Source organism: Rhizobium aethiopicum, from assembly GCF_900094625.1.
GTDB lineage: Bacteria > Pseudomonadota > Alphaproteobacteria > Rhizobiales > Rhizobiaceae > Rhizobium > Rhizobium aethiopicum.
The window spans coordinates 120,042-133,574 of the sequence record NZ_FMAJ01000013.1; the positions used below are offsets into that span (position 1 = coordinate 120,042).

The 13,533-nt window shown below is 63.2% G+C and carries 13 protein-coding genes; 7 read left to right on the forward strand and 6 right to left on the reverse strand.

All coding sequences use genetic code 11. The annotated features are described in order from the left end of the window. Positions 1 to 96: 96 nt before the first annotated feature. Positions 97 to 789 carry a helix-turn-helix transcriptional regulator gene (locus GA0061105_RS24135; RefSeq protein WP_092753370.1) on the reverse strand — a complete coding sequence of 231 codons (693 nt, stop codon included), beginning with the start codon at positions 787 to 789 and terminating at the stop codon, positions 97 to 99. A 130-nt stretch (positions 790 to 919) separates the two neighbouring features. Here GA0061105_RS24135 and GA0061105_RS24140 point away from each other — a divergent pair, with 130 nt between their 5' ends. From GA0061105_RS24140 to GA0061105_RS24150, 3 genes are all read left to right on the forward strand, one after another. Then, on the forward strand, positions 920 to 1,555 hold the full coding sequence (locus GA0061105_RS24140) for a LysE family translocator (RefSeq protein WP_064692256.1): 636 nt from the start codon (positions 920 to 922) through the stop codon (positions 1,553 to 1,555). Between the two features lie 131 nt (positions 1,556 to 1,686). Then, a complete protein-coding gene (locus tag GA0061105_RS24145; protein WP_092753372.1) occupies positions 1,687 to 2,127 on the forward strand; it encodes a c-type cytochrome in 441 nt (146 codons plus the stop codon). 144 nt (positions 2,128 to 2,271) lie between these two features. After that, complete coding sequence (locus GA0061105_RS24150; RefSeq protein WP_092753374.1) at positions 2,272 to 3,186, forward strand: cytochrome c; 915 nt, start codon at positions 2,272 to 2,274, stop codon at positions 3,184 to 3,186. 24 nt (positions 3,187 to 3,210) lie between these two features. Here the strand turns inward: GA0061105_RS24150 and GA0061105_RS24155 are convergent, their stop codons facing one another. Next, positions 3,211 to 3,840 (reverse strand): glutathione S-transferase family protein, encoded by a 630-nt coding sequence (locus GA0061105_RS24155; protein ID WP_092753376.1) that lies wholly within the window; start codon positions 3,838 to 3,840, stop codon positions 3,211 to 3,213. Positions 3,841 to 3,905: 65 nt separating this feature from the next. Next, a complete protein-coding gene (locus GA0061105_RS24160) occupies positions 3,906 to 4,400 on the reverse strand; it encodes a GNAT family N-acetyltransferase (RefSeq protein WP_092753378.1) in 495 nt (164 codons plus the stop codon). Between the two features lie 312 nt (positions 4,401 to 4,712). Between GA0061105_RS24160 and dmeR the strand changes: the two genes are divergently transcribed. The 3 genes from dmeR to bla all read left to right on the forward strand — a co-directional run bounded on the left by dmeR (position 4,713) and on the right by bla (position 7,183). Continuing rightward, positions 4,713 to 4,985, forward strand: a complete 273-nt coding sequence (gene dmeR / locus GA0061105_RS24165; protein WP_092753380.1) for a Ni(II)/Co(II)-sensing transcriptional repressor DmeR — start codon at positions 4,713 to 4,715, stop codon at positions 4,983 to 4,985. A gap of 98 nt (positions 4,986 to 5,083) precedes the next feature. Further along, the gene (dmeF, locus tag GA0061105_RS24170; RefSeq protein WP_092753382.1) at positions 5,084 to 6,067 is read left to right on the forward strand and encodes a CDF family Co(II)/Ni(II) efflux transporter DmeF; all 984 of its coding nucleotides are present in this window, start codon (positions 5,084 to 5,086) and stop codon (positions 6,065 to 6,067) included. Positions 6,068 to 6,277: 210 nt separating this feature from the next. Beyond that, the gene (gene bla, locus GA0061105_RS24175; protein ID WP_092753384.1) at positions 6,278 to 7,183 is read left to right on the forward strand and encodes a class A beta-lactamase; all 906 of its coding nucleotides are present in this window, start codon (positions 6,278 to 6,280) and stop codon (positions 7,181 to 7,183) included. A 171-nt stretch (positions 7,184 to 7,354) separates the two neighbouring features. On the opposite strand, the gene GA0061105_RS24180 is transcribed toward bla, so the two are convergent. From GA0061105_RS24180 to GA0061105_RS24190, 3 genes are all read right to left on the reverse strand, one after another. Next, the gene (locus GA0061105_RS24180; protein ID WP_092753386.1) at positions 7,355 to 9,694 is read right to left on the reverse strand and encodes a glucose/quinate/shikimate family membrane-bound PQQ-dependent dehydrogenase; all 2,340 of its coding nucleotides are present in this window, start codon (positions 9,692 to 9,694) and stop codon (positions 7,355 to 7,357) included. Between the two features lie 141 nt (positions 9,695 to 9,835). After that, complete coding sequence (locus tag GA0061105_RS24185) at positions 9,836 to 11,338, reverse strand: protein adenylyltransferase SelO (RefSeq protein ID WP_092753432.1); 1,503 nt, start codon at positions 11,336 to 11,338, stop codon at positions 9,836 to 9,838. A 197-nt stretch (positions 11,339 to 11,535) separates the two neighbouring features. Then, positions 11,536 to 12,429, reverse strand: coding sequence for a LysR family transcriptional regulator (locus GA0061105_RS24190; protein WP_092753388.1), 894 nt, complete (start codon positions 12,427 to 12,429; stop codon positions 11,536 to 11,538). A gap of 103 nt (positions 12,430 to 12,532) precedes the next feature. Here GA0061105_RS24190 and GA0061105_RS24195 point away from each other — a divergent pair, with 103 nt between their 5' ends. Further along, entirely contained in the window at positions 12,533 to 13,402 is an 870-nt protein-coding gene (locus GA0061105_RS24195) for an SDR family oxidoreductase (protein ID WP_092753390.1), read from the forward strand. Positions 13,403 to 13,533: the final 131 nt, after the last annotated feature.

Genomic DNA, 13,533 nt, shown 5'->3' on the forward strand with positions numbered 1-13,533 from the left:
CCCCTTCGCCCCGTTTACGGGGAGAAGGTGCCGGCAGGCGGATGAGGGGCACCTCGACGGGCATCTGAGCGCGTTGATGATAGGCTAACGCCCACACTACGCCGGCACAGCCTTCTCGGTCCACCCGCTCGTCCACAATTCCCGCAGCCGGTCGCCGTGACCCTTGAAGAAATCGTCGCTCGCCACGCAGTCCTCCACCCGGTCGCTGCGGAAATTGCGGATCGCCTGGCGCAGCTCGCACCAGGCGACGATATTGGCGGTCTGCGAATAATAGATCAGCGCGATCGGCTGGATCGTCCGTTCGCTGGCGCGGCCGAGTTCGTCGCGGTAGGCGAGCATTAGCTTGCGTTCGTCGCGGATCGCCCGGCGCACGATCGCAAGGTCGATTGCAGCCGGCTGCGCGGTCGAGCCCCAGGCATAAAGCGCCTTGTTGTCCAGCGCCTGGCGCAACGGTGCCGGCACGGCGCCTGATATCTTCCGGTTGACCCGTCGGGCGGCCTGTTTCAGTTCCTCGTCGGCGGTGCGTTCGAGCAGCGCCAGCGACAGCACGATCGCCTCCATCTCCTCGATCGAGAACATCAAGGGCGGCAGGTCGAAGCCCGGCCGCATGATGTAACCGATGCCGCGCCCGCCCTCGATCGGCACCCGCATCGCCTGAAGTGCCGCGATATCGCGATAGATCGAGCGCACGGTCACTTCGAGCGTCTCGGCCATAACGGCCGCCGTCATCGGTTTTCTGGCGAGCCTCAGGATCTGAATGATTTCGAAAAGCCGCGAGGCCTTGCGCATTTTGCCCCTCCCATCCCCAACGCTCCTGACAATACACTGTCAGTTGGGTTTGCGTATAGAGCCGCCTATCGGATTGAAATCAATTGCGGTCTTTCGAAAATGGCCCGCGGAACTGAAGGCGGTAACTGACATGAACTACCATGAAAACCTCTGGCTCTTCTTCACCCTTCTCTTCGGCATCATCATCGTCCCTGGCATGGACATGCTCTTCGTGCTCGCCAATTCGCTGACCGGCGGTATCAGGCGCGGGCTGGCGGCAACAGGCGGCATCATGGCGGGCGGGGCGGTGCATTCGGCCTATGGCGCGGCCGGCGTCGGCGTGCTCGTCACCATGCTGCCGCAGCTCTTCAACCTGCTGCTCTTTGCCGGCGTCGGCTATATGATCTGGATCGGCGTTTCGCTGATGCGCAGTTCGATCACCGTCGAGGCGGTCGGACCGGCGACAGCGCGCTCCGGCTGGCGCGCCTTCCGCCAGGGTGCCGTCACCTGTCTCGTCAATCCCAAGGCCTACATTTTCATGTTCGCCGTCTACCCGCAGTTTCTCAGGCCGGAATACGGACCTGTCTGGATGCAGGGGCTGATCATGGGCACCATGACGATTGCAACCCAGTTCGCCATCTATGGCACGCTGGCGATGACGGCCGGCCGCAGCCGCGATTTGCTGGTCTCAAACCCGAACGCCACGGCCCTTGTCGGCCGCTGCGCCGGACTGCTGCTGGTTGCGGTCTCCGCGCTCAGCCTCTGGCAGGGCTGGAAAAGCGCCTGAGCCTCTGCTTATCACATTGTTTTTATGATGATCCGGCAAAACGTGACTGCCCGGACGCGTGGATTTTGTCATGCTCCCGGTGCAGATTGGCCTCCGGCTACCCCTGGCCGAGGAGAAATGGAGAGGAAATTATGAATTGGAAAGCAGTAGCTGCGGCCCTGGCGATGGCCGGCATGGCCGCCGGTTCGGTGACCGCCGCCGACGGCACCCATGATTCGCGCGTTGCGCTGATGAAGCAGATCGGCGGGTCGGCTGGTGCGCTGGCAGCCATCGCCAAGGGGACCAAGCCCTATGATGCCGAAGCGGTGAAGGCGGCGCTGACGACGATCGCCGCAACGGCCAAGGTTTTCCCCGACCAGTTCAAGCCCGGCACGGAGACGGGCGACGAAGCGGCGAGCCCGAAGATCTGGGAAAACATGGACGACTTCAAGCTGCGCGCCGCCAAGCTCTCCACCGACGCCGAAACTGCGCTGGCCCAGCTGCCGGCCGATCCTGCGGCCGTCGGCGCCACGGTGAATACGCTCGGCGCCAACTGCGGCGGCTGTCACAAGGCCTATCGCCTCAGCAAGTGAGCGATAGGCCGGAAAGCAACGCAAATGCTCTGATACTGCATCCGCGCCGGCCTTGTCGCCGGCGCGGGTCGCCTTATTCTCCGCCTGCGCGGATCGATCGGGGGATCGATTTGCCTGGACATCTCGCAAAAGGGGAGGCGGCGCATGGTCCGCGGGTTCATCCGGTTACTGCTCTGTCTGATCGGCCTTGCCGTGCTCGGTGGTGGCGCCTTCTATCTCGTCACCGCGCCCGATCCGCTGCCGGAAAGCCATTGGGCGGGCCTCGGCGCGCCGGACCCGGCGAACGGCGAGATGGTTTTCTGGACGGGTGGCTGCGTCAGCTGCCATGCCGCGCCCGGTTCCGAGGGCGATGCCAGGCTGACGCTTTCAGGCGGTCTGGCGCTGAAGAGCCCCTTCGGCACTTTCCACGTGCCGAACATTTCGCCGGATGAAAAGGCCGGCATCGGCGCCTGGACGCTCGCCGAGTTCGGAAATGCGATGAAGCGCGGCGTCGGCCCCGACGGCCAGCATCTTTACCCGTCTTTTCCCTATGGCTCCTATTCCCGCATGAGCGATAAGGACGTCAACGATCTCTTCGCCTTTCTGAAGACGTTGCCGAAGAGCGCCAATGTCGTTCCGCCCCATGAACTGCGCTTTCCCTATAATATCAGGCTCGCGCTCGGCGGCTGGAAATTCCTCTATCTCAACGATCAGCCGCGCGTCGCGCTCACGAAGAGCGACGACAAGATCAAGCGCGGGCAATATCTCGTCGAAGGCCCCGGCCATTGCGGCGAATGCCATACGCCGCGCGATCGGCTCGGCGGCTTCCAGGCCGGTCTATGGCTCGCCGGCGCCCCCAATCCGGAAGGCAGGGGCCGCATACCCGATATCACCCCGGCCTCCGAGAGCATCGGCAGCTGGAGCGAGGCGGATATCGTAAACTTCCTGGAAACCGGCTTCACGCCCGATTTCGATTCCGTCGGCGGCTCGATGGTCGATGTGCAGCAGAACATTGCCCGCCTGCCGGCCACCGACCGAGAGGCGATCGCCGCCTATCTGAAGGCGGTGCCGGGGCGTTAGCAACTTTGCAAAACCGACGCCTCTTCACAGGGCGGTGGGACCCGGCATGAGATCATAGGGGTGGCGCCAGCCGGGCATGTTGCTGATCCGGTCTTTCCAGGCTGCGATAGCCGGAAAAGCACTGTGATCAATCCCGGTTTCCTCCGGCATGAAGACGTAGCCTGCCAGGGAGAGGTCCGCAATCGTCAGCCGGTCGCTGACCATGAAGGCGCGGCGTTCAAGGTGTTCGTCAACAATCGCATAGGCAGCTTTGGCCCTCAGTCTCAAAAACTCGACGACCGTTGTCTCGCCGCTCTTCTGCAGGCCGTACATGAATCTCAACGTCGCGTAATAGCTCGTGAATTTGTGGTTGTCGAAAAGAATCCAGCGCATGATGTCGCGCCGTTCTTCGGCTGTCTGCGCCCCAAACTGCCCTGTCACCTCCGACAGATAGTCCAGGATGACTCCCGATTGGCTGATCTTCGTTTGCCCATGTTCGAGCACGGGCGCCTCACCTTGTTCGTTTATGGTCTTTCGCCATTCTTCGGTGCGCGTTTCACCGCCCAGATAATCCACGAAAATGCTTTCCCACTCGATGCCGGCAAGCGCAAAGAAGAGCGCGACCTTGTAAGAATTCCCCGAGAGGGCGAAGCAATGGAGTTTGAAATCAGGCATGAAAGCTCCTTATCAAAACAAAGATTTAAGCGTTGACCCAGCGAACCTGAGAGACGTGAAGCGCTTTAAACAATCGACTGCATGTAACGCATACCGGTAACGGGACGCGGGGTGAAATCCAGCTGTTCGTAGAAGCGATGGGCCAGCACGTTGCCGGTCGCGGCGCTGACGGAGAGGTAGCCGCAGCCGGCATTGCGTGCGGTCTCGCGGGCGCGATCGACGAGCAGCTGGCCGGTGCCGTGGCCGCGATGGCCATCGCGCACGAAGAGATGATGCAGGTCCATGCCGCGCTTGCCTTCCTGCGCCCTGTAAAGCGGCACGAGAATGGCGTAGCCGATCAGCCCTTCGCCGGTTTCGGCCACAAGCGCGGTGATCCAGGGCAGCGGGCCGAACAGGTCGCGCTCCAGTTGCTCGGGCGTCGTGCCTGATGGGTCGCCGTGATGGGCGGCAAGCAGGGCGATCATCTCGTTGAGCTCGGGCAGGTCGCGCGGTTTGGCGCCGCGGATCGTCACCACCGATGGGCGCATCAGTGAAATTTCGCTGTCTTCGATCTCGGTCATGGTCTTCGCGTCCTTTGATAATCTGCCGTCAGGACGCTGCCGATACAACAAAGCCGCCTGACGGCGGCTTGTTGACAATATGATCTGTCCGGCCGCCCTTTACAGGTACAGCCAAAAATACGAGCGGCTCTGGTGCGCGTTTTTGATCATGGAGCATCCATCGTCGCAAACGCCAAGTTTGTCAATGGCAGATTGCGTCGCGCATCCGTCCCCGAAATGCCGCGCGAGCAGCAACCACGCCGAAACCCGGTCGATTGCATCGCACGGCAGTGGCATGATAGGGTACCCCCCTATACTAAATGAGAGTCGGCCATGTCGCACACGACCCTGCAGAAGAAGAAGCTCATCGCCCGCATCAGCCGCTTGAAGGGGCAGATGGAGGCGGTAGAACGGGCACTGGAGGCCGAGCGCCCCTGCGGCGAAATCCTGCAGCTGCTCGCTTCTGTCCGCGGCGCATTGACCGGGTTGACCGGCGAGGTGCTGGACGATCACCTGCGCGAACATGTGCTGAATGCCGGGGACGATAGGGCCAGAGCTGAGGCGGTCGAAGAAATCTCGGAAGTGTTGAGAACTTATATCCGCTAGCCAGAAAGTGTGAGGCGGCTTCCCTGGGAAAATTTGGGAAAACAGAAATTTGGGGCGGCTGAAAGCTGAACCGCTCGAGCGTGACGAAGGAGCCTGTAATGAGTGCCGGAATCGACAAAGCTGCGATGAACCACCTGGAGCACGACCATGTGTTCCTCGGCGCCGACCACGCGCGCAACGAGCGGCGCATCTGGCTGGTGATCGCGCTGACGGCGGTGATGATGGTCGCCGAAATCGCCGCCGGCACCATCTACGGCTCCATGGCGCTCGTCGCCGACGGCTGGCACATGTCGACCCATGCCAGCGCTCTCTTGATCTCGGCGCTTGCTTATCTCTTCGCCCGCAGGCAGGCGCGCAATCCGCGCTTCACCTTCGGTACCGGCAAACTCGGCGATCTCGCGGGCTTCGCGAGCGCCATTGTCCTTGCCTTGATTGCCCTGCTGATGGCCTGGGAAAGCCTGCTGCGTCTCGCCAATCCGGTGCCGATCGGTTTTGCCCAGGCGATCGCCGTCGCCGTCATCGGCCTTGCTGTCAATCTCGCCAGCGCCTGGCTGCTGGCAGGCGACAGTCATGCCGCGCACGGCCATCACGCGCATGCCCATCATGCGCATCACAGCCATGGCAGTCATGGCGATCATGCCCACCATCATGCAGGAGCCGGCGACAACAACATCCGCGCCGCCTATCTGCATGTGATGGCCGATGCGCTCACATCCGTGCTCGCCATCGCGGCGCTGACCCTCGGCAGCCTCTATGGCTGGCTCTGGCTCGATCCCATCATGGGCATCGTCGGGGGGCTCGTCATCGCCAACTGGTCCTGGAGCCTGATGAAATCGTCCGGCGGCGTCCTTCTCGACGTTGTGCCGGAAGGTGAGACGCTGCCGGGCGAAATCCGCGAGGCGATCGAGACCGAGGAGGATCGGATCACCGATCTGCATGTCTGGCAGGTCGGCCCCGGGCATCATGCGGCGATCGTCGCCGTCGTCACCTCGCAGCCGCGCGATCCGGCCTTCTACAAGGGCAGGCTTTCGGCGCTGGAAGAATTGTCGCATGTGACGGTCGAGGTCACGCGCGCCGCCTGACCGGCTGCGGGCGGAGGGCGAAATCGCCGCTGCCGCTGACGCAAGGTTGCTGGGCGGCAACATCGTTGCCGCGGGGATAACAAGGCTGCCCGGCTGCAACAAGGCTGCCCGGCTGCAACAAGGTTGCTCGGCTGCAACAAGGTTGCAGTGGGGACGAGATGCCGCCGCAATCGGTGCTTAGCTCTGTTCTCCGAATCGCCGGAGGATTTCATGGATATCAGTCTTACTCGCCGCACGCTGATCGGCTCGGCACTCTCAATGTCTGCCTTGGGCCTATCCGCACTGACGCTTCCCGCCGATGCGCAGGAGAGTGCCGGGGAGGGCGACGACAATATCGAGCGGCGGCTTGCCGCTCTGGAAAAACGCACCGGCGGCCGTCTCGGCGTCTCGGTGCTCGACACGCAGACGAGCATTTCCTTCGGCTATCGCGGTGGCGAGGCCTTTCCGATGTGCAGCACCTTCAAGGCGCTGGCCGCCGGCTTTGTGCTCGCCCGCGTCGACAAAGGCGACGAAAAGCTCGACCGGCGGGTGACGTACGGCAGGGACAAGCTGGTCGACTATTCGCCGCTGAGTGAAAAACACGCCGGCGCCGACGGCATGACGATCGCCGAACTCTGCGAGGCGGCAGTGACCGTCAGCGACAATACGGCCGGCAACCTGCTGCTCGAAAGCTTCGGCGGCCCGCCGGCACTGACCGAGTGGCTGCGCTCGATCGGCGACGGCACGACGCGACTCGACCGAACCGAACCGACCCTGAACGAGGGCAGAAAGGGTGATCCGCGCGACACGACGACGCCGGATGCGATGCTCGACACGCTCGGCAACCTGACGCTCGGCTCGGTGCTTGCCGAGGCCTCCTGCGACAAGCTGATCGCCTGGCTGGTGGCAAGCACAACTGGCGGCGAGCGGCTCAGAGCCAGCCTGCCGGCCGATTGGAAGGTCGGCGACAAGACCGGCACCGGCCCGAACGGCTCACTCGGCGACATCGCCGTCATCTGGCCGCCGGATCGCGGCCCGATCGTTGCGGCCGTTTATATCGCCGAGGCGACCGTACCGGCCAAGGAGCTCAACCCGATCTTTGCCGAGATTGGCAAGATGATTGTCGAGATGGTTTGAAGCTGAGGCGACCGACAGCCGTCGGTTCGCCAAAGCTCCCTCTCACCCTAACCCTCTCCCCGTGAAAACGGGGCGAGGGGACGCGCCATGCGCGAAGTGACGGAACGTGAGGGACCACGAGCAATTCCGCGAGCTTGCACGAGCTTCCTCGGCCTCGGAAGAAGCCTCCCATCATGGCAGCGTATAGGCGATGACATAATCGCCGGGTTTGGTGCCGACCGAGCCGTGGCCGCCGGCGACCATGACGACATATTGCTTGTTGTCGTCGGTCGTATAGGTCATCGGCGTCGCCTGGCCACCGGCCGGAAGCCGCGCCCGCCAGAGTTCCCGTCCGTTCGTCACGTCGTAGGCGCGCAGATAATCGTCGACCGCAGCGCCGAGGAAGGCAACGCCGCCCTTGGTCAGCATCGGGCCGCCGATGCCGGGCACGCCCACCTTGAAGGGCAGCGGCAGCGGCGTCATGTCGCGGACGGTGCCGTTCTTGTGCATATAGGCGATCTTGCCGGTGCGCAGGTCGACGCCGGTGACATAGCCCCATGGCGGCGCCTGGCAGGGGATCTGCAGCGGCCCGAGGAAGGGACCCATGAAGACGCCGTAGGGGGCGCCGTCATTGCGGTTGAGCCCCTGTTCGCTGCCCTTCTCGTCCTGACCTCTCGGCGGAATATCGGCGGCCGGCACCAGGCGCGAGGTGAAGGCGAGATAGGTCGGCATGCCGAACATGATCTGCCGCTCCGGATCGACCGCAACCGAGCCCCAGTTGAAGGTGCCGAAATTTCCGGGATAGACGATTGTCCCTTCGAGCGACGGCGGCGTATAGCGGCCCTCGTAGCGGTAGCGGTAGAAATCAATGCGGCAGACGAGCTGGTCGAACAGCGACACGCCCCACATGTCCTTTTCCTTGAGCGGCTCGGGCGAGAAGGTGAGGTCGGAGATCGGCTGCGTCGGCGCGGTCCGGTCGCCCTCCACCGCTCCGCCGGGTGCCGGGATTTCCTTGACCGGGATGATCGGCTCGCCGCTGCGCCGGTCGAGCACATAGAGATCGCCCTGCTTCGTCGGGCCGACGAGGGCGGGAACCACGCTGCCATCCGGCTTGGTCAGATCGATGAGTGCCGGTTGGGCCGGAACGTCCATGTCCCAGAGATCGTGATGCACCGTCTGGCGCACCCAGCGCAGCTGGCCGGTGGCGATGTCGAGCGCGACGATCGAGGAGGAGAATTTCTCGACATTGTCGCTGCGGCTGATGCCGATCTGGTCGGGCACCTGGTTGCCGAGCGGGATATAGACCATGCCGAGCGCCTCGTCGACGCTGAAGACCGACCAGCTGTTCGGCGAGTTGGTCGTGTAGGTCTGGCCCTCGGCGATCGGCGTCGTCACATCCGGGTTGCCGGAATCCCAGTTCCAGATCAGCGCGCCGGTCTTGATGTCGAAGGCCCGGATGACGCCGGATTGTTCCTCGGTGGAATAATTGTCGTTTACCGCTCCGCCGACGATGATCTTGCCCGCCACCGCGACCGGCGGCGAGGTGGAATAATAATAGCCGGCCGGGTTGAAGCGCATGCCGGTTTCCAGATGCAGCACGCCCTGATCGGCAAAGCTGGTGCAGACCTTCCCGTCGGCGGCATCGAGCGCAATCAGCCGGGCATCCGAGGTCGGCAGGTAGACACGCTCGGCGCAGGGCTGGCCGGCGGCGGCATCGGGATCGGCATAATAGGTGACGCCGCGGCAGGTCTGATGCTGACGGTTGGGATTCATGCCCGAGTTCGAGTCGTATTTCCATTTCTCCTTGCCGGTCTTGGCGTCGAGCGCGATCGCCCAGTTATGCGGCGTGCAGAGATAGAGCGTGTCCTTCACTTTGAGCGGCGTCACCTGATAGGTCGTCTCGCTGATATCCTCCGGCCGCTTGACGTCGCCGGTCTGATATCTCCAGGCTTCCTTCAGCGTCGAGACGTTCTCGGCGGTGATCTGGTCGAGCGGCGAATAGCGCTGGCCAAACGGCGTGCGGCCGTACTGGTGCCATTCTCCATCAGGCACGCTGCCGCCGACGACGGGGCTGGCGGCGACCTGATCCTTCGGCAGATCGCCGGCGAGATCATGCGGGTCTGTCGTCATCGAATAGACGGCGACGAGGATGGCGAGAACGACAGGCACGGCGAGCGGCCAGGGATTGGCGCCGTAGGTGATGCCCGTCGGGCTGCGAAAGCCGAGCGGCCGGCGAATCCAGGGCGTCAGCAGCCAGAGGCCGAGAAGAATGATGACCCCGCCGCGCGGGCCCAGCTGCCACCAGTCGAAGCCCACCTCCCAGATCGCCCAGGCGAGTGCGGCGACGACCAGCACCGCATAGACCCAGAGCGCCACCGCCTTGCGCATCAGCAGCAGCCCGGCGGTGATGAGAAACATCAGGCCGGCGAACAGATAGAAGATGCTGCCGCCGAGCGTGACGAGCCAGAGCCCGCCGCCGCCGAGTGCAAGCCCGATGATGATGAAGAGAATCGAGGTGACGACGATCGCCATAAGGCTGTCTCCCGCTTGATTTAGCCGGGTAAAGGATCGGCGGAAGAGTGCCGCCGGTCAGGCAGATAGAGCGAGGGAGATGCCTTTCAACGGCAGCATTTGCCGCAGGCCTTTGTCACGGTAGGGTTGTATTGAACCCGCTCACGTCCCGCAGAAGGTCTGCAGCACCCGTTCTTCCGGCTTCGGCGGCTCCATATAGGCCGCGAATTCTGGCTGGTCCTCATAAGGCTTCGAAAGGACAGTCAACAGCGCCTCGAACAGCGAAAAATCGCCGTTCTCGACCGCTGCTTCGATCGCCTGTTCGACCCGGTGATTGCGGGGAATGAAGGCCGGGTTGACGCTGCGCATGGCGATGGCGCGCTCGCCAGCCGTCTGCGGATCGCGTGACAGTCTCTCGCGCCACTGCGCGAGCCAGGGGCGACAGGTCTCCGGCTCCCGGAAGCTTCCGGCAAAAGCGGGTTCCGCGTCGTCGTTGCCGGCAAGATCGGACAGCCGCCGGAACACCAGGGTAAAATCGGCACCCTGCGCCTGCATCAGCGACAGCAGCGCCTGGACCAGGTCGAGATCGCCGTCCTCTTCACCGGCAAGGCCGATCTTGTCTCGCATGCCGGCCAGCCACGCAGCCTGGAACCGCTCGCCATAAGCCCGGATCACTGCATTCGCCTTGTCGACCGCCTTGTCCGGCTCGGCGTCGATCAGCGGCAACAGCGTTTCGCCGAGCCGCGCGAGGTTCCACTGGCCGATGGCTGGCTGGTTGGCATAGGCATAACGCCCATGCTGGTCGATCGAGGAGAAGACGGTGGCGGGATTATAAGCATCCATGAAGGCGCAGGGGCCGAAATCGATCGTCTCGCCGGAGACGGTCATATTGTCCGTGTTCATCACGCCATGGATGAAGCCGATATGCAGCCAGCGGGCGATCAGCGCCGCCTGGCGCTCCGAGATCGCCGAAAACAGCGCGAGATAGGGCTCCTCCGCCTCCTTCAGCGCGGGATAGTGCCGGTCGATCACGTAATCGGCGAGCGCCCGCACGCCGTCGGTGTCGCCCCTTGCGGCGAAATACTGGAAGGTGCCGACCCGGATATGGCTTGCCGCGACGCGGGTGAAGACCGCGCCCGGCAGCACTTCTTCGCGGTAGACCGGTTCGCCCGTCGTCACGGCCGCCAGCGCCCGCGTGGCGGGAATGCCGAGCGCGAACATCGCCTCGCTGATGATATATTCTCTGAGCACCGGTCCGATTGCCGCCCGCCCGTCGCCGCGCCGCGAAAAAGGCGTCGGTCCGGCGCCTTTCAGCTGGATATCGAAGCGCTTGCCGTTGCGGTCGACTACTTCGCCGAGCAGGATCGCCCGACCGTCGCCGAGCTGCGGCGAGAAGCCGCCGAACTGATGCCCGGCATAGGCCATCGCCAGCGGCTCGGCCCCTTCGGGAACGAGATTGCCGGAAAAGATGGCGGCGCCATCGCGGCGCAACGCCTCGACGTCAAGCCCGAGCTCGGCGGCAAGCGGTTCGTTGAGCTTGATCAGCCAGGGTTCGGTCACCGGCGTCGGCGCCTGCGGCGCAAAGAAGCGCTCGGGCAGGCCGACATAGCTGTTGTCGAACGGAAAGGCCACGCCGGACCTGATTTTCTGCGAGCTTGAGGTCATCATTCATAGGTAGGGCTGGGGTGACCGCAGCGCAAGCCGATCCTGTCAAGGCAGAACTCACGCTTCGGGAACGAGACCATCAGGAGCTTTACAACATCGGTAGCTGTTGAGCGATCGCAGCGGGTCGCCGAAACCTGAAGAGGATGGCTGCTCGCAAGCCTTTCGTGAACCTCCTCCACTTACGAGACAGCCCCCGCTCATCGTTCACTATAGGCGGCAAGCTCTTCAGGCGTTCCCTGCGGAAAGACCGCTTTCAGATAGTCCAGAAATGCCGATACACGGGCGCTGAGTAACCGCCGTGTCGGATAGAGTGCCCAAAGGGTGGTCTCAAATTCTTCCACTTCGCCCCAGTTGACTAACATACCGGTGGCCAGATCGGAGCTTGCGAGGGACAGAGGAAGACGCGCCGCGCCCACACCGGCGCGAACGGCATCGCGGACCATGATAAACGAGGCGAGGCTCAGGACCGGCTTTGCCGTCAGGCGCGACTTTCCCGTGGGCGTCGTGACCTCCCACAATTCGGGCCGGAACATCGATCCCCGCACAATGGCAGGAATGGGCTCCCCACCACGTGGACGCGGCAGCTTGGGGCTTGCAACCACGACCAACCTGTCACGCAGGAAAATACGCCCGACGAGACTTTCGTCCGGCTGCGGATTCACGCGAATGACCAAGTCATAGGCCTCTTCGATCATGTCGACGGCCCTGTCTTCCGTCGTGATCTCGAGCTGAACTTCGGGATATCTCAGGACGAATCCCGCCGCGAGCTTTCCCAGGACCGTCTGGGAAAACAGCAGCGGTGCACTGATCCGTAATCGGCCCCTGGGGCTATGCCCGCCCGAGGCGATCGCCTTCGCCGTTTCGTCAAGCTCGGTCAGCAGCGCGCCCGTTCGTTCGAACAGAGCGCGTCCCTCCTCGGTGAGCTTCAGCGTGCTCGCACCTCGCTCGAACAGGCGCAAATCGAGATTTGCCTCCAGCTCGGCCACGCGTCGGGAAAGCGTCGCCTTCGGACGGCCCGCCGCCCGCGCGGCCTTACCGAATCCACCATGGCGGGCGACGAGATTGAAATCGGCAAGCGCGAGGAGATCCATGTGTTTCACCAGCGAGACAGAATGTCCAGATTCTGCGTCTATCGGTATCAATCTGGATCACTAACTTGCTTGGTGTCAACTGTACCCAACCGGAGTAACCCCGATGACCATTCTCGTTACTGGCGCCACCGGCCGCGTCGGCCGCCACCTCGTCGATCAACTCGTCCAGCGCGGCGCAAAGGTCCGGGTGCTCACCCGCGACGCTTCAAAAGTCGAAGTCCCTGACGGCGTCGAAGTCGCTGAAGGCGAAATGCTCGACATAGATGCGCTGCGTAGCGCCTTCGAGGGCGTCAGCACTCTGTTTCTACTCAATGCCGTCACCGGCGATGAATTTACGCAGTCGATCATCACGCTCAATGTCGCTCGCGAGGCGGGGATCGAGCGGGTGGTGTATCTGTCGGTGTTTGGAGCCGACCGCGCTGTGAACGTGCCCCATTTTGCCGTGAAGTTCGGCGCCGAGCGTATGCTCGCGCAGATGGGCTTCAGCGCCACTATCCTGCGTCCGACCTACTTCATAGACAACGAACTGATGATCAAGGACGTGATCCTGGGTCACGGCGTCTATCCCATGCCGATCGGCGGCAAGGGCTTGGCCATGGTCGATGCACGCGACATCGCAGAGGTCGCCGCAATCGAACTCATTCGTCGCGACCGCGCCACCGCCGCGCTCCCGATCGAAACCATCAATCTGGTCGGCCCCGAGACGCTCACTGGTATTGACGTGGCGAAGATCTGGTCGGACCTGCTGGGTCGCCCGATCGTCTATGGCGGCGATGATCCCAGCGCCTTCGAGCAGAGCATGGCCAGCTTCATGCCTAAGTGGACGGCCTATGAGATGCGGCTGATGGCCGAGCGCTACGTTACCGACGGTATGATCCCAGACGCGAGCGACGTCGAGCGGCTGACCAATATCCTAGGACGCCCGCTGCGCTCTTACCACGATTTCGCGGCCGCGATCGCGACTGCCGCCTGAGCGAGCGGCGATCCGACGACAAGGAGACGCATGAAACCTCCGGCGAAATCGCACTAAGCTTACGAGCAGGTTTGAAAGGATTGGAACAAAAGACGCGCAACCCGCGCCTTTTGCTCCATCTGCCGTCTGCA

Bases quoted from the DNA above. Each gene is read 5' to 3' on its own strand.
- GA0061105_RS24135 (WP_092753370.1), bottom strand. From the start codon at position 789: ATGCGCAAGGCCTCGCGGCTTTTCGAAATCATTCAGATCCTGAGGCTC.
- GA0061105_RS24140 (WP_064692256.1), top strand. From the start codon at position 920: ATGAACTACCATGAAAACCTCTGGCTCTTCTTCACCCTTCTCTTCGGC.
- GA0061105_RS24145 (WP_092753372.1), top strand. From the start codon at position 1,687: ATGAATTGGAAAGCAGTAGCTGCGGCCCTGGCGATGGCCGGCATGGCC.
- GA0061105_RS24150 (WP_092753374.1), top strand. From the start codon at position 2,272: ATGGTCCGCGGGTTCATCCGGTTACTGCTCTGTCTGATCGGCCTTGCC.
- GA0061105_RS24155 (WP_092753376.1), bottom strand. From the start codon at position 3,840: ATGCCTGATTTCAAACTCCATTGCTTCGCCCTCTCGGGGAATTCTTAC.
- GA0061105_RS24160 (WP_092753378.1), bottom strand. From the start codon at position 4,400: ATGACCGAGATCGAAGACAGCGAAATTTCACTGATGCGCCCATCGGTG.
- dmeR (WP_092753380.1), top strand. From the start codon at position 4,713: ATGTCGCACACGACCCTGCAGAAGAAGAAGCTCATCGCCCGCATCAGC.
- dmeF (WP_092753382.1), top strand. From the start codon at position 5,084: ATGAGTGCCGGAATCGACAAAGCTGCGATGAACCACCTGGAGCACGAC.
- bla (WP_092753384.1), top strand. From the start codon at position 6,278: ATGGATATCAGTCTTACTCGCCGCACGCTGATCGGCTCGGCACTCTCA.
- GA0061105_RS24180 (WP_092753386.1), bottom strand. From the start codon at position 9,694: ATGGCGATCGTCGTCACCTCGATTCTCTTCATCATCATCGGGCTTGCA.
- GA0061105_RS24185 (WP_092753432.1), bottom strand. From the start codon at position 11,338: ATGACCTCAAGCTCGCAGAAAATCAGGTCCGGCGTGGCCTTTCCGTTC.
- GA0061105_RS24190 (WP_092753388.1), bottom strand. From the start codon at position 12,429: ATGGATCTCCTCGCGCTTGCCGATTTCAATCTCGTCGCCCGCCATGGT.
- GA0061105_RS24195 (WP_092753390.1), top strand. From the start codon at position 12,533: ATGACCATTCTCGTTACTGGCGCCACCGGCCGCGTCGGCCGCCACCTC.